Raw genomic sequence first — 25,082 nt, 5'->3', positions numbered from 1 at the left:
GACGTCCATCCCCCAACGCTTGAGTTTCGAGAACCGCGTGATGCGCGATAGCAGAACGTTGGCAGCCTCAATAGCGCTGTCCGTACGATCTCGTCTCCGACCCGCGTGATACTGCCCGTGACGTTTTATCCTGATTGGTATTTCCTTGGCGTGAGCCCGAACACCGCACCCGCCGCCGTCGATTTTACGATGCGATGAGGATCATCAATCGCCGATTTGTAGGTAACAGCCACCAGGGGACCTACGCCCGGCACTGTCATGAACCGGCGACAAACCACATCGTCACGCACAATTGCCAGCACAGCCTTGTGTAGCCCTCCGTACTGCCTTCAAGGCCGATCGTGCCGAAAGCATCACTGTAGCAATGCGCTCCAATGTCGCCTGACCCACGACCAACTCTCGGATCCGCGCTTCGAAATTCTTCCGCGTCACCGGACCAACACCTTCAGCCCAAAGCCACGCAAGATTCCGCGGATACTCAACTCCATGTCGATCAGCCGCCCGAGAAGCTGTTTACGTGCGATCAGGAGGGCCCGGACCTCCTGCGCATCGACCGACTTTGCGTGTACAGGCCGAAACCATCCCATCCGGATCAACTGGGCGATCCCGCACGCATCCTTGCGATCAGTCTTCACCGTCATCGCAGCCAATGCGGCCTTCACATGCCGTGTTTCGAGCAGAACCGTCTCGAACCCTGCTCCTTTCAGGCCCGCATGCAGCCATTGTGACAGCGGTCCCGCTTCCAGCCCGATCCGCTTTATCGCAAACCCAAGCCTCTCGAAAAACTCGACTAAGGCGTCGGGTTCGATCGCTACCTTCGCCTCCTTCAGAACCTTACCCTGGGCATCCACAACGCACACGCTCGACAGTTCCAATGACACTCGATTCCGGCATAGTTCTCCACGGCTGTCCTCCGTCTCTAGATGCTTGGGCCGACTCAAGTCGTGACCCCGTTTTCATCATCTATCGGGGGCAGCCACCATCATGACCCCTTGCTCGGCGCCGGGCCCATTACGGCATCTAGCTTCTTTGGCAGAATGTGTTTGCGCCACTGTTTTTCAAGGATTTATTTTCGGCAATACGGGCGCCGTTGAGGCGGCGGCCGAAGGATGAGGTCGACGATGGCGTGACGTACGGCGGGCACGGTCGGTTGAGGCGGTGGCCCGTTGATTCTTTTTTTCCGCCCCGCGTATGCGAAGCGACGATGCTGCAGGAAGGCGTAGGCAATCATTGCCATCAAGGCGTGGCGATGGAGGCCCTGCCATGATCGCCCCTCGAAGTGATCAAGTCCAAGCTCCTCCTTCAACTGCTGATGCGCCTGCTCACAAATCCATCGTGCCTTGATGGTAGCGGCCAGTGTGCGCAGATCCGTCGCCGCAGGGAGGTTGGCGAGACAGTATTTCGTCTCCCCTGAAGCACGTTGTTCACCGTGCTTAGATGGATCGATGGCGGCTCTCAACGAACCAGATGGAAAGTGCCGCGGAGAGTGCGATGATCCGCAAGACCAAGCGCCGCAATCGATAAGATATCTGGTACGTGGTGCTTTCGTGGTTTCCCGCGGACTTTAGTAATCGGCCAAATGAGCTGTACATCAACCGGATACACCTTGAGGAATGCCGACGGCCCAGGCCAGCCCGCGTTCGGTTAGCCCTTGCCGAAACGGTGCGCTGAGCCCGTATCCTGCGTCCGCCAGCACACATCCAGCGTTGGCTGCCATCGCTCGATCAACCTCGGCCAAAGCAATTTCCGGCTTGGATCGTGCCGTTCGGTGTTCGATCGGCACGCGAGCACGCTTCAATCGAGACACATTGGCTGTCCAACTCTCGGGCAGAAAGAGACACAAGGCGACCATCACGGGCACTTCGCCGTGCGCAAGTGTCAGCGACACCGGCGTTTGGCAATTTGCCGCTTTGCCCAGAGAGGACGCATATTGAGCCGCGACACCAACCGAGCGGTCGCCCTTCTTCGGCTTTGCCGTGTCGTCAATAACAAGCACCGCATCCTTGCCGCCGACAAGCCGGTCCGCCCGGTTGAGCAGTTCGGATTCCAACGGTGTCGCGTCCCAGACGCCATCGGCGATGAAATGGTGCAGCTGATCGTAGTTGCCGGTTGCAAGGCGTTCTGCGATCGGCTGATCGCTTTTGCGATCGCCAGGGCCGATCAATCCCGCAACGTACAAGGGGCACATCCGCTGTCAGGTCTTATGACCCAGTCGGTCCAGGAACGGCTTCAGCCAGCGTTCGAGTTCGTCTTCCCACTTCGCCATGGTCAGCCCTCCGAGAGCCGACCACTCATGTGCCATTGAAAAATTGATTCGGGAAAATAAAAAAAAGCGCTAAAAGCAACATTCTGCCAAAGTAGTGCTTGTTGAACGAGCCATGAATGCAGCCAGATGCTATCTATGCGATTTGCAGCTTCAAAGATATTCCGAGCCGCCGGGCCATGGGATTCCACCTTATGGTCATCGATGACGAGGGCAATCACCGGCCGTGGTCCATCGTTGTGGTCCGATGGGGTAAGAAGATGCTTGGCTATGTCAATGAATGCCCGCACAACAGCGTCAATCTGGACTGGGAGCGGAACGAATTCCTCGATCCATACGGCGTTCGGCTGACGTGCGGCAAGCACGGATCGACCTTCGAACTCGGCACCAGACGGTGCGTCGAAGGTCCCTGTAAGGGTGGAGCGCTCACGCCGATCGCGTTAACAGTCCTGGGTGGTGATATCTGCGTCGTCGGCGTGCGTCTCGTCGAAGACGATGCCTCCCACAACGAATGAAGCTTGTCAGACCGGCCGGTTCTCGTTGCGGTTTTTCACGGGGGCCATCCTCTTTAGTCCGTCTTCGTACGAGATTTCGTCATAGGACAGATCGAGATCCTTTGCCGCATCGAGCAGGTAATCGAGCTTGCCACCTGGATCGAGCTTCCTAATATCGTCCTTGTTGACCCCGACCAGGTCCATCATCTCCTTCCAAACAGTGGATTCATCGCACGGTAGGACGTGGAAGATAGCGTCACCAAGCTTGATTCGGTATTTCGCCAGCAGATCTATGTTGTTGCAGAACATGAAGTAGCTGCCGTCTGGGCTTAACGCGCCGTCCAGCACGCCTGCAACGTCGGCAAGATACGCGAACGAATGCAGATAGCCGGCCAGCACCGGAATGACTCGTTCTCCGCTCTGCGCGATTGTCAAAACCTGCTCGATCGAATAGTCCGGCGGCCGCTTCTCGTCCGCGACCTGGGTCTGGAATTTCAGTGCGATGTCGCCGCGAAAGCCGAACCGCCCAGGCTTAATAGTCCCGCCTTTGAATACGGCATTGAGCAGGCGGCCTTCCTTCTCAAGTCTGCCGAGCGCGGTGTTCTCGATTGTAGTCATTAAAATCGTCCTCGATCTAAGCGTTTCACCGACGCCTTGGCCGGTGCGAGACGCAATGCAAATTGCTTGCCGCCCATACGCAGCGGTCGTCGACATAGCTTGGAAGGAAAAGGCGTAAATGGGCTCAGACCGCCTCAAGCAGCCTTGTCGGAAATTCGACACAAGTTCCAAAGCCAACAGGCACGATCCGAAAAAGAAAGCATCATCAAACGGGGCACGCTGGCATATGATTTGCCATAAGCAGTTAGTCCTAAGAAGATGGAGGATAAGCCATGATCAACCTGACGGATAGCGCGGTGAATGCGGTCAAGAGCGCGATTTCATCATCGACGCAGCCAGCAAGTGGTCTGCGCATTATGGTCGAGGCAGGCGGCTGCAACGGGCTCAAATACATGATGGGTCTGGCCGAGGAACCGAAGCCCGACGACAAAGTGATCGAGTGCGGCGGCCTGAAGGTGTTTGTCGACAACAAGAGCCATGAGCATCTGGTCGGCGCAACCATCGATTTCGTGATGGCGCTGGAGAGCCCAGGCTTCACCTTTCACAACCCGAACGCCACCTCGAGCTGCTCCTGCGGAAAATCGTTCAGCTAATAAAGAATAGACGTCAAGCATGCTGGCCGAACCAGAGCAACTGAAGCAATTGCCTGGCCGCCACGAACGGCCGAGAACTACGCATTCGCGCCGTAGTCCAATAGGCTCGGCGAATTCGTCCGCTTAATCCCGGTTGCTGCCGCAGCCGAGGCTCAAGGTTGAGTGCAGATCAAGTGCCGATTTATCTCGATAACAATGCGACGACCCGGACCGATCCGTCCGTCGTGCAAGCTATGTTGCCATTCTTCACCGAGCAATTCGGCAATGCGTCATCCAGCCATGCCTTTGGCGGTGAGGTCGCAGCCGCGCTGAAGCAGGCGCGCCGCAGCCTGCAGGATCTGTTGGGCAACGACCACGATCATGAGAACGTTTTTACCTCCGGTGGGACCGAGGCGAATAACGCCGCCATCCTCTCGGCGCTTGCAACCCAGGAGGACCGCGACGAGATCGTCACCACCTCGGTTGAGCATTCCGCCATCCTTTCGCTGGTCGAGCAGTTGGCGACGCGAGGCGTCAAGACGCATATCGTACCCGTAGATTCCCGCGGCCGGCTCGACATCGAGGCCTTTCGCTGCGCGCTCGGGCCCCGCACGGCGGTCGCCTCGATCATGTGGGCCAACAACGAGACTGGTACGATTTTTCCGGTGGAGTTTCTAGCCGGGTTGACCCGTGAGGCAGGCGCGCTGTTTCACACAGATGCGGTCCAGGCTATCGGAAAGTTACATGTCGACCTAAAGGACAGTGCGATCGACATGCTGTCGCTTTCAGCGCATAAGCTGCATGGCCCGAAAGGGATCGGCGCGCTCTATCTGCGCAAAGGGACAAAATTCCAACCGCTGATCTGGGGCGGATCACAAGAACGTCGGCGCCGCGGCGGAACTGAGAATATCCCCGGCATCGTCGGCCTTGGAAAAGCGGCGGAACTGGCGTTGGAGCGGCTCGAGCCGGAACGTGTTCGCATTGGTGCGTTGCGAGACCGCTTGGAGCAGGCGATTTTGCACAATGGCGAGTGCGCGGCGCTCGGCGATGTCAGAAACCGGCTAACGAACACGGCCAATATCGCTTTCGATGATCTCGAAGGCGAAGCAATCGTCCATCATCTCAATCGTGCGGGCATTGCCGTGTCGCTCGGATCAGCTTGCAACTCCGGCTCAATGGAGCCATCACATGTTCTGCGCGCTATGCAGGTACCGGCGCGGAGCATGCGCGGCGCGGTGCGCTTCTCTCTGTCGCGTGAAACCTCTTTCGCCGACGTCGACGAGGTAGTGTGCATACTGTCCGACATCGTGGCTCGCCTGCGCGCCAACTCGCGGGAATCTGCCAGTCTGGCCGACTATGCGCCGCAATCGAGGGAGTTGAGCTCGTGAAGATCATGATCCGCCGCTCGCCGGACGCGGGCCTGTCGATCTACGTGCCGAAAAAGGATCTCGAAGAGCCGATCGTGGAATCCGAGCACGAGACGCTATGGGGCGGCTGGATCAAAATAGCTAATGGTTGGGTACTCGATTTGCCGGAGATGGGGAGCGATACGCTCTTGCCGGTAACAGTCAATGCCAAGAAACGGGGCGAGAACGGTGACGATCCGTGAAGGCGACCCCGCAGGTCGATGTTGTCGACGCGACCGACGCTAAGGCCATTTTAGCGAACGTTGCTGCCGGGCTGAGGGCCGCGAGCGTTGTTCCCTATCTCGGTCCTGGGCTCGCCGAACTGTCCAGACCCGATGTGCCGACGACGCCCGAGGCGTTGTCTGACTTCTTCGCCAACAAGGTTGCGCTGCCGCGGCGGGCTAAGGGCAATGCATGGGCCGCGGCGCAGCACATCGAGATCAGCAAACATCGCTCCACCGTGACGGCATTGATGGCGCAGGCCTTCGCTCGTCCGGTCGAGCCGACCAGGTTGCACGATCATCTTGCGTCTCTTTCGCTGCCCATCATAGTTGACACATGGTATGATGGGGCGATGCGCGCGGCGCTGGATAAGCGCGATGGATGGGGTGAAGTGCAAGGTATCACCCGCGTCGGCATTGGCGAGAATCGCTGGTATCGCTTTTATGACTCGGTTGGCCAAGAGGTCGAAAGTGTCGTGGCGGACAGCTGGGCGACGGTGCTGTATAAGCGGCACGGCGGCGTGCAGCCGGCAAAGAACTTCCTGATTTCCGATGCTGACTACGTCGAGGTGCTAACCGAAATCGACGTCCAGACACCGGTTCCGGACATCATCAAGGCAAGGCGGATCGGACAGAGCTTTCTCTTCATCGGTTGTCGCTTTAACGATCAGCTGTTGCGTAGCTACGCCCGGCAAATCATCAAGCGGTCGGCCAACACCCACTATGCGATCGTTGATCTGGATGCGCTCTCACGCAATGAGCTCCGTTTTCTGCGCGAGCAAGGCTTGACACCGCTTGCGATTGGACTGCCTCTCGCGGTCGAGATACTGCTCACCCATTAGCGGCGTTGCGAAGCCGGATCCTCCAGCTCGCATCGGCCTGTTGTGAGAGGCTGCATCGCATCAAGGGCAATAGAGATGGCGCCCGGGCTGAGCGCGTGAATGAATGCAACAGCCGTGGAGCTCTGCGTCAGAACAGGACGTACTTGTCGCGTTTCTGACATACGCATCATTGCCGTTCCTGCATGCGTTGGGTTGGTGTTCCCGCTAACTCTCTGGCGTATGGCTGCAATGTCATCGTTTCCGCCGTGGCATGTGAGTTGCTACTGCTCTTCTTAAGGCTCTCTCGGGGCTGGTCCTAGGAAGCCGATGATTGCCTGCATGGAGAAATGGAAATGAACGCGGTCGTCGGGCGCGGAAAATATGCCAAAGCTGCGGTAGATGCCAGCAAGATGCTGCAGCCAGCCGCCATGCATAAGGGCTGCCGCAGCTCGTCCAGCATCGGCCAAGCGAGTTGCGGCTCGCGGGCGGGGCAAGGCGATCTGCCGACCGCGATCTGGGAAAAAGTAAAGAACCATCCCTGCTACAGCGAACAGGCGCATCATCATTACGCCCGCATGCACGTCGCGGTGGCGCCAGCCTGCAACATCCAGTGCAATTACTGCAACCGCAAATACGACTGCGCCAACGAATCACGTCCGGGCGTGGTGAGCGAGAAGCTCACGCCTGAGCAGGCGGTCAAGAAAGCGCTTGCGGTCGCGGCCACCATTCCCCAGATGACCGTGCTCGGCATCGCCGGTCCCGGCGATCCGCTGGCCAATCCCGAAAAGACGTTCAAGACGTTCGAACTCGTCGCCAAAGCGGCTCCGGACATTAAGCTGTGTCTATCAACCAATGGGCTGAGCCTGCCAGATTATGTTGACGTCATCGCCAGGTCCGGGATTGACCATGTCACGATCACCATCAACATGATCGATCCCGAAATCGGCGCCAAGATCTATCCTTGGATCTTCTTCAACCACAGGCGCTATACCGGCATCGACGCGGCAAGGATACTCACCGATCGCCAGCTGCAAGGCCTGCAGATGCTTAGTGAGCGGGGGATCCTGTGTAAGGTCAACTCTGTGATGATCCCGCAAATCAACGACCATCACCTGGTCGAGGTCAACAAAGCGGTGAAGTCGCGCGGCGCCTTCCTTCACAATATCATGCCGCTGATCTCCGCACCCGAGTACGGTACAGTATTTGGCCTCAACGGTCAGCGTGGGCCGACGGCGCAGGAATTGAAGGCGCTGCAAGATGCTTGTGAAGGGGAGATGAATATGATGCGCCACTGCCGTCAGTGCCGGGCCGATGCTGTGGGTCTGCTCGGAGAGGATCGCAGCGCAGAGTTTACCACCGATGAGGTCATAAAGATGGACGTCGAATATGACCTCGAGATACGCAAGGCCTATCAAGACCGCGTAGAGGATGAGCGGGCCGCCAAAGCCGCGGCCAGTAAAGAGGAGCTCGGGAGATTGGCTGGGAAGACGAGTGAGATCTCGCTTCTGGTGGCAGTCGCAACCAAAGGCTCGGGGCTAATCAACGAGCACTTTGGACATGCGAAGGAATTCCAGGTCTACGAACTTTCCACTTCCGGCACAAAATTCGTTGGCCACCGCCGGGTAGACGTCTACTGCCAGGGCGGCTATGACGAGGACGATAGGCTTTCGACCATTATCCGCGGCATCAACGACTGCCATGCGGTGTTTGTGGCCAAAATCGGCGGCAGCCCGAAAAGCAATCTGATCAAGGCTGGAATCGAGCCGGTCGATCAATACGCGCATGACTTCATCGATAAGTCGGCGGTCGCCTGGTTCCGGTCCTATCTCGACAGGGTGAAAAGCGGTGAGATCCAGCACGTGAAGCGCGGCGATGCTTCGATTCGGCAGGGAGCCCCGATCTCTGCGGCGTAGGGAGGTTGTGTGCCATTCAAGATCATCGCCTCGCAATGTACGAGCTGCTCAGCCTGCGAACCCTTATGCCCGAACGTTGCAATCTCGGAGAAGGCGGGGAGCTTCGTCATTGAACCAGCAAAATGCACCGAATGCATTGGCTATTTCGACGAGCCGCAATGTGTCGCCGCCTGTCCGGTTGACAATACCTGCATCATTGACGCGTCCTTGCCGCGTTACCAGGCGCCAGCCTAAAGGGTGAGCTCCATGAACGGATCGCCGCCGCCGCTTGATGATGTGAACGAAACCGTACGCGGGAATGCGGCGCAGGGCCGTGCGCTTGGTTCTGCGGCTGCGAAAGGAGGGGCCATCGCAGCCTCGCCATCCGGGCCGGGACTCCGGTTGATGCAAGCGAGTGACGCTGATGCTGGCCGGCCATACCTATGAGCTTAGTCGCGCCGTGGCGCGCCACATCGCGCCGCAGCTGCTCGACCGATTGATGAGCTATGAGGAGGTTGAGTTCCGCTACATCGTGGCACGCGGTGTCTCCAATGAGTGGCCGCTAGCCATAGCGAACGACCCGGACGCCTCGATGCAACTCGAGAATATACAGCGACTGTCGCCGGAGGCGTTAACTGCTCCGCGCAGCGTGATCATGGCCAGCACGTCTATTATGAAGTAGCGCGCTGCATTGCCGCTGGTGAATCGGCAGATGGAGATAAGAACAATTCGATGCAGGACCTCGCTTGCGCTGGTACGGCAGCGTCCCTGCGTGTCCACGAGGAGACGGTGTATGAATAAAATTGTCCGCGACAGCGAGGTCGTCGAGCTCAGCGGGCCGCCTGCCTTCAGCTTTAGCGAAAAGGTGCGCGCCAATCGCACCATCCGCAACGATGGCACATATCGCGGCAAGGAGATTGGCGAGATATTGGTCAAGAAGGGAGAGGTGGGTTACGTCGTCTCGATCGGCACGTTCGTGCAGCAATTCTACATTTACGGCGTCGAGTTTCTCGAAACCGGCTACCGCGTTGGCATGAAGTGCAAGGAGCTTGAGGCGGTGGACGCATACGAGGAGATCGATGATCTGCCATTGCCGGAAGAGGCTATGTCATGACCGAGGTCCGCTTTCCGAAATATCGGCGGGGCCAGCGCGTTAAGGCCGTAGTCGACCTCATCAACGATGGCTCTTTTCCCAATACCGAGCCCGAGGGGCTCGTGCTCGGCGCCGGAGCAGCCGGCGAGATCGTCAGGGTCGCTATCCATACCGAAGCGGACGTGCCGATCTATACGGTCGATTTTGGTGAGCAGCTGCTCATTGGCTGTCTTGAAGAGGAAATCACAGCGCTTTGAGGGACTTTCGCGATGAATGCCGGGCTGATGAGAAAGGTAAAGACTGGGCTGGTCCCTCACCCAAACGAGCTGGATCGTAAGCGGATCGAGCGCGGCTTGAGCTCGCGCAAGCGCTATCTCTATGTCTCGCCGAACGTGACGCCGGTGAAGGGTGGCTATCTGATCGAGAGCCCCTGTTGCTCGCCCAATATCGACAAGGATGGCGGTCTCGTTGATGTCGCGCTGATTCTTTATGATACCGTGAGCGGAGTCTGGAAGGTGTTTTGCAAGAACCACGCGCGAGGAATCTGGGAATTTTACAGCCTTTACCACCGCCTGACTTCAGCAATCGACGAATTGAACGCAGATCCGGAGCGTCTGTTCTGGCAATGACGACCGCCTTCGGCGAGTGATAGAGGAGCCACGATGGCGCTCACTGCGGAGGAACTGATCGAAATCGAACGGCTGCTTGCGGCTGATGGCGTCGACACGGGCTCCCTTGTCGAGCTGCGGCGCCGCTTTCCGCAGCTTGCATGCGTTCGCTGCGATGCGTCGGATGTGACGGATCAGCCGTTCCGGCAGTTTCCTCGTTTCGACCTACATTTGCTCGACGGGGCGGATCACTGCGTGCAGATTACGGCCGATCCGAAGCGGGCGACCGGTATCGTGTTGGCGAAGAGGAATGCTGCGCGGTGAGCGGGATTGAACTGGCAGAACATCGGCTTGATAGCGCGGACAGGGGGGAGGCACATACATCCGTCATTCCACTGTCGGATCCCGATATCAGCTTCGCCGAGCTTTCCGCCGTGGAAACGCTTCTGTGCTCGCCGCAGATCTCCAATGGGCGGGCTACTGAGGCGTTCGAGCACGCTTTTGCGGCCTATCTTGGCCGCAAATATGCCGTTGCGGCATCGAGCGGCACCATCGGGCTCCTGCTGGCGCTCAAGGCGCTCGGCATCGGGCCAGGGCAGGAGGTCATCGCCTCGCCCTATTGCTTCCGCGAGACAGTCCATGCGATCGGTCTTGCAGGTGCACGGGCGGTTTTTGCCGACATCGACTATTGGTCGGGAACATTAGTCCCAGACAAAGCCGAAGAGCGCATCACAGCCAACACGCGAGCGATTGTCGCCGGTAATCCCAACGGCCATCCCGCGCCGTGGTCGGAACTGCGGGCGATCGCGCAGCACCATCACCTGGCGCTTTTGGAGGATTCCACCGAAGCAATCGGATCGCGGTACAAGGGTGAGCTAGTCGGGCGGTTTGGCGACCTGGCGGTCTTCGACTTTGCCCAACCCTTGGCCCTAAGCTGTGGCGAAGGCGCAATGGTGGTAACGGACGATATTGACCTCGCGGTTGGCTTGCGTCGCTATCGCGCCCACCGCCTGGACGAGCGCTCCTCGGTGATCGTCGGTGCCACAGCACCGTACCAGGCCGGCATGAGCGATCTCACGGCAGCCTTGGGGCTGGCGCAGCTCAAGCGTCTCGATGAAATCCTGGAGCGTCGCCGGCTGGTGGAGCAGCTCTACAGCGCGCATATGCAATCATTTGAAGGCATTAAGCCGCCTTACGTTGCCGCTCATGTGACCGAGGTGAACTGGTTGCTCTATCTCGTCCATCTGGGAACGCGCTTCACGCGATCCGACCGCGACGCCATTGTCGATGATCTGCGCGTTGCCAAAATTGAATCCGCCGCTTATAGCCACCCGCTGCACTTGCAACGCCACTATTTCGACCTCGGCTATCGACGTGGCGATTTCCTGGTTACGGAAAAGGTCGCCGATCGCGCCCTGGCGCTGCCGTTTCACACCCATCTCACGAACAACAAGATCGAGTTCATTGTCGAGACCATGAAAGATGCGTCGATTAACGTGGGCGCGGGTGCAGCGATCTACTGAGATGGCGTCATCCACCACACGGAAGGATGAGGATTGAATGGCGACGATCGTAGTTTTGCGTCATCGCGCAAGATGAGGAACGCGATCGAGGGCTGGCCCGTGAGCGCGAAGAAGACCTGCTCGAAAGTAGCGAGGCGCGGTCTGAAATCCACGGCTCGAGGGCAGGCGCCAAGCCGCTGGAAACCGAGCTCATCACAATTCAGATCCTCAGTTTCGGCTCGGGTCTTTAACGCAGGCCAAATAGGGAGTTGCAATGAACTCGCAACAAGTCATCATTCACGTCCGCTTTGCTCCGAACGGGAGGGTGGTTCACATCAGCGAGCGCCCGGCGAAGCTCACGCCGAAGCAATGGTTTGATGTTCTCAACACTCGTGCGGGCTCGACTTATCGGCCGCTCGCTCGTGGCCGCGGTGTTTTTCAACTGGCCCGGACAGCGGTCGAAGCCTTCAAGCAGGAAACTGCGAGGCCCGGATGAGCAAGGGATGATCGGCCGATGAGTGATCAGATCGAGGTGTTCGCCGTCTGTGCGGCCGACGCCATCGAGCGGAGTGGCGCCAGGGGCTTTAACTTGTCGCGACTCGACGACAGCGGCGAGAGCCGGCCGTTTCCGATTGTTGTGGTTCGCACTTTCAGCGACGACTATTTAGGGTACGTCAATCGCTGTCCGCATGGCAGCTTTTGGCTCAACATCGGCTCCGGCGAGTTTTCTCCTCTGACCGATCCTTTCTCAGATGCGGCAGGCACGGTGCGAGATTTGAGATCGACACTGGGCTATGCATCGAGGGTCCCTGCAATGGACAAGCGCTTGAGCCTGTCGCGCTCGCCATCATCGACGGTGACGTGTGCCTGTGCGGCGTCAGGCTGTTGGAGGACGATCGGTTTTACGACCCGTCTGAGGACACCGACGAAATCATGGATATTACGATCCATCCCGATTAACAGGCGTATCACTTGGCCGTTGCTCAAGTCGCCTCGGGCGCATCGCCGAATAGAGCCATCGTACTCATCAGTCCTGGCGCGGACCCGCGTCAATGCGTTGAACTGAATGGCAAAACGGGTCAGGCCGCTGGATTCCGAACAGCAACCGCGATCTTCGCGACACCAACGAGGTGCCCTGGCGCTAGCTCACCAAATGGAGCCAGTAAGGCCATTGCTGCCGGGGGATAGAATCTTCGCGAAGGAAATGCCCTCGGCGGTTATAAGTTCGCCGAGGCCACCGTCTGGGCTGGGTGAAATGGGGGGGACCCAGACTGACAGGACCGTTTGGTCTGGAGGAATGACGATCCTGTGTCGCGATTCTTGGGCGACCTCTGAAGCGGTCGTAGCAATTGCAATGCCAAGCCTCCGTTCATGCGATGCCCTTAGCGAGTGCCGCCACCACGGTCAGCCGACGGCGACGGCCAAGGTCGAATGCATTAACGGGCACGTGCGCGTGCTGCGGACGAACTGCGAAAGGCTGAAGCGGGAGAGTGTCACACGCGATGCGACATTTGTCATGCATCACACAGAGGACGACATTGTCGCAAGCCCGGCATAATTGTCAGTCGCGCCGGAGCGGAGAATGAGATCGTTGCAGAAACGAGCGCTACGCATCTGGTGCGGAACTTGCTTGGAGAAGGCAGATGGTTGCGTAAGTGATGCGGAGAAAGAAGATCACGACGCTGAAGTTGATCATGGCGGTTGTTTCAGATGGCAAGCATCTGTCGCTGATCGTCAGCGATAATCATCATTATGTCGCCCGCTCATTTCGCCTGCTTTCGCAAGCTCGAGTGGGAATTAGTAGGGATCAATTGGTCAATGGGACGTTCGACTGAAGAGAAGATTGTTGGGGCGGATGCGCCCGGATATTGTCTCTTTTCATCTGATGGAGCCCGTTGATTGCAGGATAGGCGCATGAACGCAGAAACCGAATTCGAGCTTCCTCAACTTTATAGGCATCACGTCTTTGCCTGCCACACGCAGCGTCCACCGGATCATCCGCACGGCAGCTGCGGCGCTTCTGGGGCGCAGGCCCTCTGGGATCGGATGGGTAAGGCAATCGAAGCCCAAGGCCTCGCCGATGTCGGTTTCACGGTGGCGGGATGCCTTGGCTTTTGTAACTCCGGTCCCTTGATGGTCGTTTATCCAGACGGGGTCTGGTATCGCGCGACTAAGCCAGAAGACGTTGATGAAATCGTAGACTCCCATCTCAAGCAGGGCAAACGTGTCGACCGCCTCGTGATGGTACTGAAGCGAAGCTAAAGGCTCCGCTTTAGCGCCGCTTGCCCTGGTGTCATCAATATGGACAGCTTATCCGCCCAGCAGCTGGCATCTCGGCATGTCTCACGATGACCGGGCGCCCTAACGCTTCCAGTACGTCGCGACTACTGATTTGTATGGCCCTGGATCCGGACCATCCAGTGAGAAGGAAGCCTCGACCTGAGTCCTGCTTATGATCGGGGCCGATGAGCCCTGAGCTCAAGTCTCTTGCGAGCACGGTCGTTCTCACACGGGGGCGTACCCGCCTTGAATTCTCGGCTCCGATAAGCAGGGGGCCGCTTCTGCTATCGCCGAGAAAGATGAGCATGATCGTTTTGATCGCTACTGGCTCGGTCTGCGCGTGCTCCGTCACTTACCGCCACATCCGTGGCTCATAGCGAGAGCAATACCGCGAATGGTTCCCGCCTCCGGCGAGACGACGTGTCCTTTACACATCATCTCGCTCGCCGTCGCACTGCACTAAAGCGGGGAGACGCGCCCGACGACTCGGCGCGCCCGAGAAGTTCACTGAAGCGTGTTTCTAGCTTCAGAACTTGTAAGTGATGCCGCCGCTGACGAGCCATGGGTCGATATTGGCGCGGCCGGTGACAGCAATCGCATTGTTTACGGTCGCCGAATAATCCGGCCGCAACCACAACTTCTTCACGTCGAAGTTGAGGCCCCAATGGCGGTCAAGCATATAATCGAAGCCGAATTGGACCGCGGCGCCGAACTGGTTGCCGATGTGCAAATCCGTCACCGCAAGGCCGGCGAGCGACGTATTGGCTGCCGATTGGTTGAAAAATACGGTGTAGTTGATGCCCGCGCCTATGTAGGGCTTGAACGGGCCGAAATCGGTGAAGTGATATTGCAGAGTCAGGGTTGGCGGCAACAGCCAAACTTTGCCGATATCTAGGCCATTTAGCGTGCCGGTGCCACTAATGTGGTGACGGGCCACGCCGAGAATGAGTTCGGCGGCGATGTTATTTGTGAAGAAATAGGTGATATCGAGCTCCGGTACGACTTGGTCGCTGATCGATAGTCCGGAGGCGGGCGAGGACAGTGCCGGCGCCCCGGAGACATTGACGGAGCTTCCGGCGGTATCCGGCAAAACGCCAAGCACGCGCAGGCGGATCATCCACGGATTGAAGGGCTCGATTTGGGGTGCTTTGTAGTAGATCGGGGCCCGCGCCAGGTCCGCGGCCTGTACCGAGACGCTGGCCGACGGACTCGCGAGCGCAAGCAGCGATGCCGTTGTCAGAATTGCCTTTGTCCTCATCGAATTCTCCATTCCAAAGTTCGCACGAAGAGTCGCGCGAGGTCTCTGTCACACAGGGGGGCGGCGAAGGATTTGATGCTGATCAAAATGGCGGCGGACGTAGCGCAATCATGCAGCCGCGTTGCATAAGGATCACGGCCACGGAGCTTCGCAGTCTCTGTCCGGATCGTTATTCAGTTCAATGTCCTGTCTGAGCCGAATCTATTCAATAAACCGCGTATCGGCTTAACGCTCTGATCAAATCCAGGCAGGAATCATGCGCGACAAACGCGGTCGAACTGCGGCGCTTTCACACACCGCACGCGACGGAAAGGGTCGTATAAAAAACCGAGCAATCTGAGCGCCGCTGGTTACGAGGAGTCACGCACGCCGGCGTTCTCAGCGAACGTGCCGTCCGCCATTCTGAAAAGGGCGGAAGTGGGAGGATCGTTGTTCGCGTTGGTTGGCGGCATGGTAGTATGATCGATCGTATCCTCACATCTAAGGACAGCGCGTGCCCTGTTGTTCGTGGGAGCATCCCTCAAGATCATCTTGCGTGTCCCGGCCGAGCAGCGACAGAACGGGTTCATGATCGAAGCCGGCGCATCTTGCACCGTCGACGTTAATCAGCGGTCGTCTGATCAGGAGCGGATCTGCCAGCATCAACGCGAGTGCACTCGCTGCGTCGATTGTGTCAGGATTAATTTCCCCCGACTTGATACGAGGCGCGGCTCGGTTGAACCAGGATGCGATCGGCATACTGCGGAAGAAGCGTCGCAATTCCTCCGCAGCCCACGGCTCCTTCAATATATCTTTGGCTATCACGTCATGGCCCGCGGCCTTCAGCGCCAGCATCTGACGCGCATTGGCAACGCAGCCCGGCTTCTGATAAAAGAGGATCTTCGCCATGGTATACCTATGTGGGTACGCTGAGCTGAACGATCGGCGGCGATTCCGCTACGTCCGAGAGCGCATTTGACACTCTTGCGCACCATCACACGTCAGCGGCTTAAGCACCGTACCACGCGTACGCCGGCCTTAATGCCATCGACGGCCGTGATCTCCTAGGGTTGTTCGCAAACGAGCAAGATCCGAACAATCTAAGAAATTGAGCCGCTAACTCATCAACGAGCATCGGCCTCTTATGTCTCACAAACGAAGCGCGGAGCAGGACCTCAGTTCGCTTCGATCCGCAGGCGGCCCTGTAAGGCGTTTCTTGCTGCCTTTAAACTCATGCGCGTCGATCTGATCAGCTGGATCAAGTTGGGGGTTCGGCCGCACAATTGATCGCGTCATCCTCGACCACGAACCCTATCGCCGTGCCACTTGCCTTAGAGGTTTTGACCTCGACCTGGATCTCACTCGCCGCAAATTGCCGACCACCGGCTTGCAAGAACAGGAGCAAGTCCCGTTCCATAGAGGGCATTGGATCAGGTCATGCCAAGCTGCCGTTTTTCGGTTGATGGGTGTGGCCGTTGTTCGTTTTCTAACATCCGCGAAGATCCTGTCCGGTCCAAACGCCCTGGGGCTACTCAACGGACGGTTGGTTTTTTAGAACGCAATCAGACGCTTAATGAGCGCGGACAGCGTTGGCATGGCGGTTGCTATTAAGCGGCAGCAACACTGAGTGAGGGCTGAGTGCACGCCGACGCGTAAGACGAGCGATGCGCTCCTTCCCTTGAACCCGTGTGCCCCGTTTCTGAAAGAGAAACAAGCTCGCGTGTAGGAAGCACGCAACTTTTTGGCAAATCGGTTGATGGAGAACAACATGTCTTCACTGAGACAAATCGCGTTCTACGGAAAGGGCGGCATCGGCAAGTCGACCACTTCCCAGAACACATTGGCGGCACTGGCCGAAATGGGCCAGAAAATCCTGATCGTGGGATGCGATCCTAAGGCGGACTCGACCCGCCTGATCTTGCACGCCAAGGCGCAGGACACGATTTTGAGCCTTGCAGCGAGCGCCGGCAGCGTGGAGGACCTCGAACTCGAGGATGTGATGAAGGTCGGCTACAAGGACATCCGCTGCGTGGAGTCCGGTGGTCCTGAGCCGGGTGTCGGCTGCGCCGGCCGCGGCGTCATCACCTCGATCAATTTTCTGGAGGAGAACGGCGCCTATGAGAACATTGACTATGTCTCCTACGACGTGCTCGGCGACGTCGTTTGCGGTGGCTTCGCGATGCCAATCCGCGAGAACAAGGCGCAGGAAATCTATATCGTGATGTCTGGTGAAATGATGGCGATGTATGCCGCAAACAACATCTCCAAGGGCATCCTGAAATACGCCAACTCGGGCGGAGTGCGGCTGGGTGGCCTGGTCTGTAACGAGCGGCAGACCGATAAGGAACTGGAACTGGCGGAGGCGCTGGCCAAGAAACTAGGCACTCAGCTGATCTACTTCGTGCCGCGCGACAATGTGGTGCAGCATGCCGAGCTGCGGCGCATGACGGTGCTGGAGTATGCGCCCGAGTCGCAGCAGGCCGATCACTATCGCAATCTTGCGACCAAGGTTCACAACAATGGCGGCAAAGGCATCATTCCGACCCCGATCTCCATGGACGAGCTCGAGGACATGCTGATGGAGCATGGCATAATGACGCCCGTCGACGAATCCATCATCGGCAAGACCGCCGCCGAACTCGCGGTCTCATAAGGTCGCGGGTCGCGGCCTTGTGAAGGCGCGCGACGGATGCCGGTCTCCCCCACAGCCCCCATCCGGGGAGACCGGCATTCTGACGATCACCCGACCAGCCAGAATGGGCCGGGGCAAACGTTGTGGGAACCCAAAAACATCATGCCCGAAGCACGCTTCCTTCCGTTTATGGCTGCTTGCGCCGTCGATGCGAGCCGCGAGGTGCAGAGAGGAATTGCAACCTACCGAGCGCTCACTGGCGTGCCTCCTGAAGATGCCGATATTGCCACTGACAGCAATTTCGATCGCCACGTCCTAGCGTCTATTCTGGCGGCCGCCGCGATGGATGGTGGCCCGCTTCCCGAGAAGGCCGGCCTGTCCGGCCACGAGCTGGCGGGCCTGCTGCAGCACTACTTTCCGTCGGTTGAGGTCAAGATCTCGGAGCAGCTCCTGGCGTTTAAGTGCGATGAGAACGACGAGATCGCAATGGTGCGCGATCTCTTGCTCAAGCAACGCTCGACGGAAGGGCATATCGGGCGCTGGCTGGCCGCGATGATCGCGCGCCGCGCCATTGAGCCAGACCACCTGTGGGAAGATCTCGGATTACGCAATCGCGGCGAACTCTCTCGGCTGCTAAGCCGCCACTTCGCGCCGCTCGCCGCGCGCAATGTCAACAACATGCGCTGGAAGCGCTTCTTCTACCGCTCGCTGTGCGAGGATGAAGGACTAGTGATGTGCACAACGCCCGTTTGCACGCAATGTAACGACTTCAACCTCTGCTTCGGCGAAGAAAGCGGCGAAAGCCGTATGGCCGAGCGCCGGCGCGACTTTCTGTTGCAGGCGGCTGGCTCGATCGTCGGCGGCGACTGGCCCATCTGAGTTGCCACAAGAATCCGCGATCGCCGATCCGTCTGAGAAGACCATGCCGGTTCGCAGGAGGCGGAGGGCGCGGCTGATGCCGTTTCGATGCGAGCGCGACCAGGTGTCCAAGGCGGTGCCGGTCTCGAAGTGCTCGACAATTCTGACATCCGGCGCGCCGCGGGCGCACTAACGTTCGAGCTCGGCGTGGCAAGAGGCAGGATGAGGCGTCCGACTTCATGAGTAGTGTCGCGTTTGCGACAATTCCGGAAGGAGGATGAGAAAGGAAGCTTAGCTTCTTCAATGCGTTGCCAGGGATGGCGGGCTGGCATGCGGGTTGCTGAAGCGCATGGATCAAAAGCAATGAGGAGCCCTTTCGTGATGACCGCCACCACCACCGCCAAACCGTCTTGGCCCGAGCAGGCGCGCCCCAAGCCGATCGTGCTCAACGACACGACGCTACGCGACGGCGAGCAGGCGCCCGGCGTTGCGTTCACCACAGAGGAAAAGCTGGCGATCGCGCAGGCGCTGGCACGGGCCGGCGTGACGGAGATCGAGGCGGGAACGCCCGCGATGGGCAACGAGGAGGTCGCCGCCATCCGCGTCATTGTCGAAGCGGAGCTTCCGCTGACCACCATCGCCTGGTGCCGGATGCGGGAAGCAGACATCGACGCGGCGATCGAAGCGAAGGTGTCCATGGTCAATATGTCGATCCCGAGTTCCGATGTGCAGATTGCGGCCAAGCTTGGCGGCCGTCGCGATTTGGCGCTGGAGCAGGTCAAGCGAGTGGTAGGTTACGCCCGTGAGCGGGGACTTGATGTCGCCGTCGGTGGCGAGGACTCCTCCCGCGCCGACATCGATTTTCTCATCAGACTGATAGCAGCAGCAAAAGCGGCGGGAGCGCGTAGATTTCGTATTGCCGATACGCTCGGCGTGCTCGACCCGGACACAACCTTCGCGCTGGTCGGAAATTTGCGTGCGACCACGGATCTCGAACTCGAGTTTCACGGTCACGATGATCTTGGTCTTGCAACCGCCAATACGCTCTCCGCCATCAAGGCCGGCGCGAGCCACGCCTCGGTAACCGTTATCGGCCTCGGCGAGCGGGCCGGAAATGCACCGCTCGAGGAAGTCGCGGTCGCGCTCAAGCAGCTCTATAGGTACGAGACCGGCATCATACTGTCGGAGCTCGAGAACGTTGCTGCAGTGGTTGCAGCCGCAGCCGCACGTGCGATTCCTCTGAACAAGGCCATCGTCGGAGAACATGTGTTTACGCACGAATCGGGCATTCATGTGGATGGCCTTTTAAAGGATCAACGCACCTACCAGTCGCTTGATCCCGTTCTACTTGGACGCCGCAACCGCTTTGTGATCGGCAAGCATTCCGGGCTGTCGGCGATCACTGCGTTGCTCAATGAATTGCAGCTCGTCGCCAGCGCCGATCAGGCCAGACAGATCCTATCGCAAGTCCGCAAGCATGCCATCGAGCACAAGCTGCCGGTCGAGCGCGAAACGGTGGCGACGATCTGGCGCGATGTGTGCGGATGCTTGGCGACCCACCCCGCGTGAAGAAAGTGCCCAGCAACGTCTGGGGAGACCATTCAAAAACCAAGCGCGCGAGGACGGAATCGTTGATCGGCGGCAACGATGGCCTGCCTCCGCATGGTTGCGCGACGTGAAGGCCGCAGCAGGATCACCGGACGCTGCTCCATTTCGCCGACCGTCCACCCGCTGATTCAAAGGAGATTTTTCGATGAGTAACTCGCACCCAGCAGCCAGTATCCTGGATCGGCTCAGCAAGGCTTCGTCGGCGGAAGAGTTTTTTTCACTGCTGGGCGTCAAGTACGACCCCAGGATCGTCGATGTCGCGCGCCTTCACATCCTAAAGCGCATGGGACAATATTTTGCCAATGAGCAATTCGCCGGTGTCGCAGAGCCGGACATCAGAGCTCGTTGCAAAGCGATGCTGGAGCAGGCCTATGCCGACTTCGTGGCATCGTCGCCAATCGAGCAGCGGGTGTTTAAGGTTCTGAAGGATGCCGTCACAGACCGTGGCAAGCCGGCGGCCTTTGTCCCATTGAGCGAGCTGAAGTGATCTTACGCTGACGGATCCTCGTGCAGGCTTCGTCTTCTTCCATCAACTCTCTCCGCCAGGACTCGCGCGGCGCTGTCGTATTCCCGACCCATGTCCGAACTGGTCGTGTCCTGGGATTAGCAGCCGTTCCAAGTGTCTCACAAGTTATTGGTCTCGCCTGATTTACTTGGTTCTTGCAACTGGTACGACACTTGCTGTTGTCGTGTCGATCCGGTCCTGTGCAGACAAATGGTAGCCGTCCGAAATGAGATTTGAAGGAAGACCTTTTACGTTACGTCTACTGCCTGCCGAGTTGCGCGGCATCATCTCGTGGCTCACGCTCGCGCAGTGCCATCCGAGATGGCTTTTGATTCGATTAAAGCCACTATCGAGCCCGCGAGGGCGGCCAACGGGTAAGTCGCCCGTCCGCGCTTCACTTGGGAAGCGTATGCACATCTTCGTCCGCATCAGGCGGGCGCCCGCTTGTGCGCGAATCTACATTTATCCCAGGGCTGATAGCAACATGCGCCAGAAAGAGCGGACAACGTCGGCCCACGCGAGTCATCAGCGCTGGCGGCCGAGCACTCATCGCATGATAGCGCGGTGGCAAGATCACCCGGGGCGTTACAGCCGATGTGGAGCGCTAAACCGAAAGCGAGGTGCTGCTCTTGCGAAGCAAGTGGAGCCGCGTACTCAAGCATGGAGAGGGTCAACGAGGGTGATCGCAGCGGCCTGGCCGCCTCGCTGGCGCTTGTCGAACGGAGCGCGCAGGAAGCGTGTCTCCGGCCCCTCTCGCTCTGTGCGTTCGCCCGGGGCGACGCCTCTCGTTGTGCGGTCGGGCCACACCGAGCAGGCGGGACCACCGAGCAGCTGGCCATCTGCTGAGCAAAAGTGATCTTCAGCCAACCGAAGTGGAAACCAATCCTGCGGCGCGGGCGCGCGCACTATTGAGGGGAATTTAAAACATGAGCAATGTCACCAAAACGGCCGCGCCGGCGGCGGCCGGCCGCGCCGCGGCCAAAAAGGAACTGCCGGAGCACTTTAAGGCCTACAAGCATGTCTGGGTTTTCGTCGAGCAGGAGCGTGGCCAGGTGCATCCGGTCTCCTGGGAGCTCATGGGGGCGGGGCGCAGACTTGCCGACAGGCTGAAGGTGAACCTCGCCGCGGTCGTTATCGGTCCGGAGGGGCAGCCGACGCGTAACGCCGCACTTGAATCCTTTTGCTATGGCGCCGATCTGGCCTATCTCGTGAGCGATAATGTTTTGTCGGATTACCGAAATGAATCCTATACCAAAGCGCTAACCGAACTCGTCAACACCTACAAGCCTGAAATCCTGCTGCTGGGCGCGACGACACTCGGTCGCGATCTTGCAGGTTCGGTGGCGACCACCTTGTCGACGGGGCTCACCGCCGACTGCACAGCGCTCGACGTCGACGCCGATGGGTCGCTTGCGGCGACGCGTCCGACCTTTGGCGGCTCGCTGCTGTGCACGATTTATACTTTGAACTACCGTCCGCAGATGGCAACCGTCCGGCCGCGCGTCATGCCGATGCCGGAGCGTGTCGTACGCGACGCCGCTCGTATCATCATCCATCCGCTTGGCCTTGTCGAAGACGATATCGTCACGAAAGTGCTGACGTTCATTCCCGATCGCGATTCCGAAACGTCAAATCTGGCTTATGCCGATGTCGTCGTCGCCGGCGGCTTGGGACTGGGATCGCCCGAGAATTTTCGGCTGGTGCGCGAGCTAGCAACTCTTCTTGGCGCCGAGTACGGTTGCTCGCGTCCTCTGGTGCAAAAAGGATGGGTGACGTCTGACCGGCAGATCGGCCAGACCGGCAAGACTATCCGGCCAAAGCTCTATATTGCCGCCGGTATTTCCGGCGCAATCCAGCACAGGGTCGGCGTGGAGGGGGCGGACCTGATCGTCGCGATCAATACCGACAAGGACGCGCCGATCTTCGACTTCGCTCATGTCGCGATCGTCAGTGATGCCATGCAGCTGCTCCCGTCGCTGACGGCCGCATTTCGTGCCAGGCTCTTGCCGCATTCGCGCGCCCAGCTGGCGGTCTAGAGGAGATGATGTGATGATTGAAGAGAGGTTCGATGCGATCGTAGTCGGAGCCGGTATGGCCGGCAACGCGGCGGCGTTGACAATGGCCAAGCACGGCATGAATGTGCTGCAGCTCGAGCGGGGCGAATATTCCGGATCGAAGAATGTGCAGGGCGCGATCCTCTATGCCGACATGATGGAAAAGCTGATCCCCGAGTTTCGCGAGGAGGCGCCGCTCGAACGCCATCTGGTCGAACAACGGTTCTGGATGATGGACGATCGCTCCCATGTCGGCATGCACTACCGCTCGGATGACTTCAACGAGGAGCGGCCGAACCGATACACGATCATACGCGCGCAGTTTGACAAATGGTTCTCCTCGAAGGTGCGGGAGGCCGGCGCGACGGTGCTGTGCGAGACGACAGTCACGGAGCTCGTACGGGACCACCACGAGAGGATCGTCGGAGTTCGTACGGATCGCCGCGACGGCGAAATACACGCCGACGTCGTCGTGCTGGCCGAGGGGGTCAATGGTCTCCTCGGGACACGGGCGGGGCTGCGCCCGCGGCCGACACCCGATAATGTCGCGCTCGCAGTGAAGGAAATGCACTTTTTGCCTCGCGAGACGATCGAGGCGCGTTTCAATCTTAAGGGCGACGAAGGCGTCGTGATCGAGGCTGCCGGTACCATTTCCCGCGGCATGACCGGAATGGGTTTCATCTATGCCAACAAGGAGTGCATTTCGCTCGGCATCGGCTGCCTCGTCGCCGATTTCCAGCGAACCGGCCAGACACCCTACGGCATGCTCGATCATTTCAAGCAGCATCCGTCCGTGGCGCCGCTGATAGCAGGTTCCGAAGTCAAGGAATATGCGGCGCATCTCATTCCTGAAGGCGGGTACAAAGCAATCCCGCAGCTCTACGGTGATGGTTGGGTGGTGGTGGGGGATGCGGCACAGCTCAACAATGCCATTCATCGCGAAGGCTCCAATCTTGCGATGACCTCAGGCCGCATCGCGGCCGAAGCGATCGCCCAGGTCAAATCGCGCCGGGAGCCGATGACCGCAAAAAATCTGTTGCTCTACAAGGAGATGCTGGACGAGTCCTTCGTCATCAAAGACCTCAAGAAGTACAAAGACATGCCGACGCTGATGCACACCCATTCGCAAAACTTCTTTCTTACCTATCCGCAGCTTATCTCCAAGGCGCTTCAGAACTTTGTACGCGTCGACGGTACGCCGAAGGTTGAGAAGGAGAAGGCGACCCTGAAATCCTTCGTCAAGGCGCGGTCATGGACAGGTCTGTTCGGAGATGCGTGCCGTTTTGCCAGGGCCTGGCGCTGACCGGCAACGGTGTGAAATCGAGCAATGGAAGGTCAAAGAATGAATGTCGAGCCCTCAGTGCGCGTCGAAGACAAGCTGTACTACAACCGCTATCTTGTCGATGTCGGTCGCCCTCACGTCACCGTGCGCGCGCACACGACGCCGTCGCCGCAGCTACTCGCGCTTTTGAAAGCCTGCCCTGCGCGATGCTACGAACTCAACGACAACGGCCAAGTTGAGATAACCGTCGACGGCTGCATCGAGTGCGGCACCTGCCGCGTGATCGCTGAACCCACCGGCGACATCAAATGGAGCCATCCGCGCGGTGGGTACGGCGTGCTGTTCAAGTTTGGGTGAGAGTGCAACGAAAGGCCGCGGTGAGATCGCCATCACAAGGAGGATCTCACCGCCTTTGTGGCGCATTCTGGCTCGTCTGCACTTAAGGTGAAATTCAAACGAGGCAACCGAGGGGACGCCCGCAAGACTCAGCTTGAGGATATCATTCGCTTGGGATGCCGAGGATTGGTCGTGCCGCAACGGAGTGGCGCCATAAGCGGTGTCGATCCGACGGCGCAAAGGAAATCAGCCCGTCGGCTTGGACGGGGCGCGCCCGGCGGCCTCGATCGCAACCGCCACTGATTGCACAATCGCAGCAAAGCGCACAGCAGTCTGGATCACTCCGGAACTGACGCCCTCAGCCCGCAGCGTCTTCTCGTGCGCTTCGATACAGGCACCGCAGCCATTTATGGCCGAGACCGCCAGCGACCACAGCTCGAAATCGGACTTATCCACGCCAGGATTGCCGATCACGTTCATGCGCAATCGTGGCGGCATGGTCTTATATTCCGGGTCGGACGCGAGGTGAACGAATCGGTAGTAGACATTGTTCATCGCCATCACAGAGGCTGCGGATTTCGCTGCGGCGATCGCCACGGGCGTCATCACGGCTGCTGCTGCCGCTTCGATCACGGCAATCAGGGCTGAATTGCGAGTGGCAATCGCGCTCGCCAGCAGCAGGCCGTATTGTCGCTGCTGCGACAGCGTATCATCGGCCAGCAAGGACGCCAGGTTAAGTCTGACGTCCTTGGCGAAATCGGGAATCGTCTCATTCAACTGCTCAATCGATGACATGCTGC

The 25,082-nt window shown here is 58.8% G+C and carries 27 protein-coding genes and 3 pseudogenes; 24 read left to right on the top strand and 6 right to left on the bottom strand.

Features of this window, described 5'->3' with window-relative positions; all coding sequences use genetic code 11:
- Together H8A95_RS13970 and H8A95_RS13965 are read right to left on the bottom strand one after the other, a co-directional pair.
- Positions 1 to 904, bottom strand: a pseudogene (locus H8A95_RS13970) (IS110 family RNA-guided transposase); the annotation flags it as partial.
- A 154-nt stretch (positions 905 to 1,058) separates the two neighbouring features.
- Positions 1,059 to 2,302 (bottom strand): annotated as a pseudogene (locus H8A95_RS13965) (IS701 family transposase).
- A gap of 80 nt (positions 2,303 to 2,382) precedes the next feature.
- On the opposite strand from H8A95_RS13965, the gene H8A95_RS13960 reads away from it, so the two are divergent.
- Positions 2,383 to 2,778 (top strand): Rieske (2Fe-2S) protein, encoded by a 396-nt coding sequence (locus H8A95_RS13960; RefSeq protein ID WP_229167767.1) that lies wholly within the window; start codon positions 2,383 to 2,385, stop codon positions 2,776 to 2,778.
- Between the two features lie 6 nt (positions 2,779 to 2,784).
- Here the strand turns inward: H8A95_RS13960 and H8A95_RS13955 are convergent, their stop codons facing one another.
- On the bottom strand, positions 2,785 to 3,375 hold the full coding sequence (locus H8A95_RS13955; RefSeq protein ID WP_229167794.1) for a hypothetical protein: 591 nt from the start codon (positions 3,373 to 3,375) through the stop codon (positions 2,785 to 2,787).
- Between the two features lie 272 nt (positions 3,376 to 3,647).
- On the opposite strand from H8A95_RS13955, the gene H8A95_RS13950 reads away from it, so the two are divergent.
- The 16 genes and pseudogenes from H8A95_RS13950 (at position 3,648) to H8A95_RS13875 (ending at position 13,752) form a co-directional block, all read left to right on the top strand.
- Positions 3,648 to 3,968, top strand: coding sequence for a HesB/IscA family protein (locus tag H8A95_RS13950; protein WP_229167768.1), 321 nt, complete (start codon positions 3,648 to 3,650; stop codon positions 3,966 to 3,968).
- A 158-nt stretch (positions 3,969 to 4,126) separates the two neighbouring features.
- Positions 4,127 to 5,335, top strand: a complete 1,209-nt coding sequence (nifS, locus tag H8A95_RS13945; protein WP_229167769.1) for a cysteine desulfurase NifS — start codon at positions 4,127 to 4,129, stop codon at positions 5,333 to 5,335.
- Positions 5,332 to 5,556 carry a putative nitrogen fixation protein NifT gene (nifT, locus tag H8A95_RS13940; RefSeq protein WP_229167770.1) on the top strand — a complete coding sequence of 75 codons (225 nt, stop codon included), beginning with the start codon at positions 5,332 to 5,334 and terminating at the stop codon, positions 5,554 to 5,556. Before nifS ends, nifT begins: the two co-directional genes overlap by 4 nt.
- Entirely contained in the window at positions 5,553 to 6,416 is an 864-nt protein-coding gene (locus tag H8A95_RS13935) for an SIR2 family NAD-dependent protein deacylase (protein WP_229167771.1), read from the top strand. The genes nifT and H8A95_RS13935 overlap by 4 nt, the downstream gene beginning before the upstream one ends.
- Before the next feature lie 389 nt (positions 6,417 to 6,805).
- Positions 6,806 to 8,308, top strand: a complete 1,503-nt coding sequence (nifB, locus tag H8A95_RS13930) for a nitrogenase cofactor biosynthesis protein NifB (RefSeq protein WP_376711688.1) — start codon at positions 6,806 to 6,808, stop codon at positions 8,306 to 8,308.
- 9 nt (positions 8,309 to 8,317) lie between these two features.
- Positions 8,318 to 8,542 carry a 4Fe-4S binding protein gene (locus H8A95_RS13925; RefSeq protein WP_229167773.1) on the top strand — a complete coding sequence of 75 codons (225 nt, stop codon included), beginning with the start codon at positions 8,318 to 8,320 and terminating at the stop codon, positions 8,540 to 8,542.
- Positions 8,543 to 8,702: 160 nt separating this feature from the next.
- A complete protein-coding gene (locus H8A95_RS13920) occupies positions 8,703 to 8,969 on the top strand; it encodes a hypothetical protein (RefSeq protein ID WP_229167774.1) in 267 nt (88 codons plus the stop codon).
- Positions 8,970 to 9,080: 111 nt separating this feature from the next.
- A complete protein-coding gene (locus H8A95_RS13915) occupies positions 9,081 to 9,401 on the top strand; it encodes a nitrogen fixation protein NifZ (RefSeq protein WP_229167775.1) in 321 nt (106 codons plus the stop codon).
- The gene (locus H8A95_RS13910; protein WP_229167776.1) at positions 9,398 to 9,637 is read left to right on the top strand and encodes a nitrogen fixation protein NifZ; all 240 of its coding nucleotides are present in this window, start codon (positions 9,398 to 9,400) and stop codon (positions 9,635 to 9,637) included. Before H8A95_RS13915 ends, H8A95_RS13910 begins: the two co-directional genes overlap by 4 nt.
- A 12-nt stretch (positions 9,638 to 9,649) precedes the next feature.
- The gene (locus tag H8A95_RS13905) at positions 9,650 to 10,009 is read left to right on the top strand and encodes a DUF3024 domain-containing protein (protein WP_229167777.1); all 360 of its coding nucleotides are present in this window, start codon (positions 9,650 to 9,652) and stop codon (positions 10,007 to 10,009) included.
- Between the two features lie 33 nt (positions 10,010 to 10,042).
- Positions 10,043 to 10,312: a hypothetical protein gene (locus H8A95_RS13900; RefSeq protein ID WP_229167778.1), complete on the top strand. Its 270-nt coding sequence runs from the start codon at positions 10,043 to 10,045 to the stop codon at positions 10,310 to 10,312.
- Positions 10,313 to 10,317: 5 nt separating this feature from the next.
- On the top strand, positions 10,318 to 11,511 hold the full coding sequence (locus tag H8A95_RS13895; RefSeq protein ID WP_229167795.1) for a DegT/DnrJ/EryC1/StrS family aminotransferase: 1,194 nt from the start codon (positions 10,318 to 10,320) through the stop codon (positions 11,509 to 11,511).
- Positions 11,512 to 11,764: 253 nt separating this feature from the next.
- The gene (locus H8A95_RS13890) at positions 11,765 to 11,986 is read left to right on the top strand and encodes a hypothetical protein (protein WP_229167779.1); all 222 of its coding nucleotides are present in this window, start codon (positions 11,765 to 11,767) and stop codon (positions 11,984 to 11,986) included.
- Positions 11,987 to 12,004: 18 nt separating this feature from the next.
- A pseudogene (locus tag H8A95_RS13885) lies at positions 12,005 to 12,450 on the top strand (Rieske (2Fe-2S) protein).
- A gap of 734 nt (positions 12,451 to 13,184) precedes the next feature.
- Positions 13,185 to 13,325, top strand: a complete 141-nt coding sequence (locus tag H8A95_RS13880; protein ID WP_229167780.1) for a hypothetical protein — start codon at positions 13,185 to 13,187, stop codon at positions 13,323 to 13,325.
- Positions 13,326 to 13,404: 79 nt separating this feature from the next.
- Positions 13,405 to 13,752, top strand: a complete 348-nt coding sequence (locus H8A95_RS13875; protein WP_229167781.1) for a (2Fe-2S) ferredoxin domain-containing protein — start codon at positions 13,405 to 13,407, stop codon at positions 13,750 to 13,752.
- A 544-nt stretch (positions 13,753 to 14,296) separates the two neighbouring features.
- Here H8A95_RS13875 and H8A95_RS13870 read toward each other — a convergent pair.
- Both H8A95_RS13870 and H8A95_RS13865 read right to left on the bottom strand, forming a co-directional pair.
- Positions 14,297 to 15,040, bottom strand: coding sequence for an OmpW/AlkL family protein (locus tag H8A95_RS13870; RefSeq protein WP_376711686.1), 744 nt, complete (start codon positions 15,038 to 15,040; stop codon positions 14,297 to 14,299).
- Between the two features lie 468 nt (positions 15,041 to 15,508).
- Positions 15,509 to 15,916, bottom strand: coding sequence for an ArsC/Spx/MgsR family protein (locus H8A95_RS13865; protein WP_229167783.1), 408 nt, complete (start codon positions 15,914 to 15,916; stop codon positions 15,509 to 15,511).
- Between the two features lie 859 nt (positions 15,917 to 16,775).
- On the opposite strand from H8A95_RS13865, the gene nifH reads away from it, so the two are divergent.
- The 7 genes from nifH to H8A95_RS13830 all read left to right on the top strand — a co-directional run bounded on the left by nifH (position 16,776) and on the right by H8A95_RS13830 (position 24,303).
- A complete protein-coding gene (gene nifH, locus H8A95_RS13860) occupies positions 16,776 to 17,660 on the top strand; it encodes a nitrogenase iron protein (RefSeq protein ID WP_229167784.1) in 885 nt (294 codons plus the stop codon).
- A gap of 141 nt (positions 17,661 to 17,801) precedes the next feature.
- Positions 17,802 to 18,518, top strand: a complete 717-nt coding sequence (locus tag H8A95_RS13855; RefSeq protein WP_312001051.1) for a nitrogen fixation protein NifQ — start codon at positions 17,802 to 17,804, stop codon at positions 18,516 to 18,518.
- A 360-nt stretch (positions 18,519 to 18,878) separates the two neighbouring features.
- Positions 18,879 to 20,066, top strand: coding sequence for a homocitrate synthase (gene nifV, locus H8A95_RS13850; protein WP_229167785.1), 1,188 nt, complete (start codon positions 18,879 to 18,881; stop codon positions 20,064 to 20,066).
- 184 nt (positions 20,067 to 20,250) lie between these two features.
- Positions 20,251 to 20,592 carry a nitrogenase stabilizing/protective protein NifW gene (nifW, locus tag H8A95_RS13845; protein ID WP_229167786.1) on the top strand — a complete coding sequence of 114 codons (342 nt, stop codon included), beginning with the start codon at positions 20,251 to 20,253 and terminating at the stop codon, positions 20,590 to 20,592.
- Between the two features lie 944 nt (positions 20,593 to 21,536).
- Positions 21,537 to 22,646, top strand: coding sequence for an electron transfer flavoprotein subunit alpha/FixB family protein (locus H8A95_RS13840; RefSeq protein WP_229167787.1), 1,110 nt, complete (start codon positions 21,537 to 21,539; stop codon positions 22,644 to 22,646).
- 13 nt (positions 22,647 to 22,659) lie between these two features.
- Positions 22,660 to 23,967 (top strand): FAD-dependent monooxygenase, encoded by a 1,308-nt coding sequence (locus H8A95_RS13835; RefSeq protein ID WP_229167788.1) that lies wholly within the window; start codon positions 22,660 to 22,662, stop codon positions 23,965 to 23,967.
- Between the two features lie 39 nt (positions 23,968 to 24,006).
- Positions 24,007 to 24,303, top strand: coding sequence for a ferredoxin family protein (locus tag H8A95_RS13830; RefSeq protein ID WP_141341122.1), 297 nt, complete (start codon positions 24,007 to 24,009; stop codon positions 24,301 to 24,303).
- Between the two features lie 225 nt (positions 24,304 to 24,528).
- On the opposite strand, the gene ahpD is transcribed toward H8A95_RS13830, so the two are convergent.
- Positions 24,529 to 25,077 carry an alkylhydroperoxidase, AhpD family gene (gene ahpD, locus H8A95_RS13825; protein ID WP_229167789.1) on the bottom strand — a complete coding sequence of 183 codons (549 nt, stop codon included), beginning with the start codon at positions 25,075 to 25,077 and terminating at the stop codon, positions 24,529 to 24,531.
- Positions 25,078 to 25,082: the final 5 nt, after the last annotated feature.

This window comes from Bradyrhizobium oropedii (assembly GCF_020889685.1).
Classification (GTDB): domain Bacteria; phylum Pseudomonadota; class Alphaproteobacteria; order Rhizobiales; family Xanthobacteraceae; genus Bradyrhizobium; species Bradyrhizobium oropedii.
The sequence above is the reverse complement of the archived record's forward strand: the minus strand, read 5'-3'. Positions and strand labels throughout refer to the sequence as shown.

Bases quoted from the DNA above. Each gene is read 5' to 3' on its own strand.
- H8A95_RS13960 (WP_229167767.1), top strand. From the start codon at position 2,383: ATGCAGCCAGATGCTATCTATGCGATTTGCAGCTTCAAAGATATTCCG.
- H8A95_RS13955 (WP_229167794.1), bottom strand. From the start codon at position 3,375: ATGACTACAATCGAGAACACCGCGCTCGGCAGACTTGAGAAGGAAGGC.
- H8A95_RS13950 (WP_229167768.1), top strand. From the start codon at position 3,648: ATGATCAACCTGACGGATAGCGCGGTGAATGCGGTCAAGAGCGCGATT.
- nifB (WP_376711688.1), top strand. From the start codon at position 6,806: ATGCTGCAGCCAGCCGCCATGCATAAGGGCTGCCGCAGCTCGTCCAGC.
- H8A95_RS13915 (WP_229167775.1), top strand. From the start codon at position 9,081: ATGAATAAAATTGTCCGCGACAGCGAGGTCGTCGAGCTCAGCGGGCCG.
- H8A95_RS13910 (WP_229167776.1), top strand. From the start codon at position 9,398: ATGACCGAGGTCCGCTTTCCGAAATATCGGCGGGGCCAGCGCGTTAAG.
- H8A95_RS13905 (WP_229167777.1), top strand. From the start codon at position 9,650: ATGAATGCCGGGCTGATGAGAAAGGTAAAGACTGGGCTGGTCCCTCAC.
- H8A95_RS13900 (WP_229167778.1), top strand. From the start codon at position 10,043: ATGGCGCTCACTGCGGAGGAACTGATCGAAATCGAACGGCTGCTTGCG.
- H8A95_RS13890 (WP_229167779.1), top strand. From the start codon at position 11,765: ATGAACTCGCAACAAGTCATCATTCACGTCCGCTTTGCTCCGAACGGG.
- H8A95_RS13880 (WP_229167780.1), top strand. From the start codon at position 13,185: ATGGCGGTTGTTTCAGATGGCAAGCATCTGTCGCTGATCGTCAGCGAT.
- H8A95_RS13875 (WP_229167781.1), top strand. From the start codon at position 13,405: ATGAACGCAGAAACCGAATTCGAGCTTCCTCAACTTTATAGGCATCAC.
- H8A95_RS13870 (WP_376711686.1), bottom strand. From the start codon at position 15,040: ATGGAGAATTCGATGAGGACAAAGGCAATTCTGACAACGGCATCGCTG.
- H8A95_RS13865 (WP_229167783.1), bottom strand. From the start codon at position 15,916: ATGGCGAAGATCCTCTTTTATCAGAAGCCGGGCTGCGTTGCCAATGCG.
- nifH (WP_229167784.1), top strand. From the start codon at position 16,776: ATGTCTTCACTGAGACAAATCGCGTTCTACGGAAAGGGCGGCATCGGC.
- H8A95_RS13855 (WP_312001051.1), top strand. From the start codon at position 17,802: ATGCCCGAAGCACGCTTCCTTCCGTTTATGGCTGCTTGCGCCGTCGAT.
- nifV (WP_229167785.1), top strand. From the start codon at position 18,879: ATGACCGCCACCACCACCGCCAAACCGTCTTGGCCCGAGCAGGCGCGC.
- nifW (WP_229167786.1), top strand. From the start codon at position 20,251: ATGAGTAACTCGCACCCAGCAGCCAGTATCCTGGATCGGCTCAGCAAG.
- H8A95_RS13840 (WP_229167787.1), top strand. From the start codon at position 21,537: ATGAGCAATGTCACCAAAACGGCCGCGCCGGCGGCGGCCGGCCGCGCC.
- H8A95_RS13835 (WP_229167788.1), top strand. From the start codon at position 22,660: ATGATTGAAGAGAGGTTCGATGCGATCGTAGTCGGAGCCGGTATGGCC.
- H8A95_RS13830 (WP_141341122.1), top strand. From the start codon at position 24,007: ATGAATGTCGAGCCCTCAGTGCGCGTCGAAGACAAGCTGTACTACAAC.
- ahpD (WP_229167789.1), bottom strand. From the start codon at position 25,077: ATGTCATCGATTGAGCAGTTGAATGAGACGATTCCCGATTTCGCCAAG.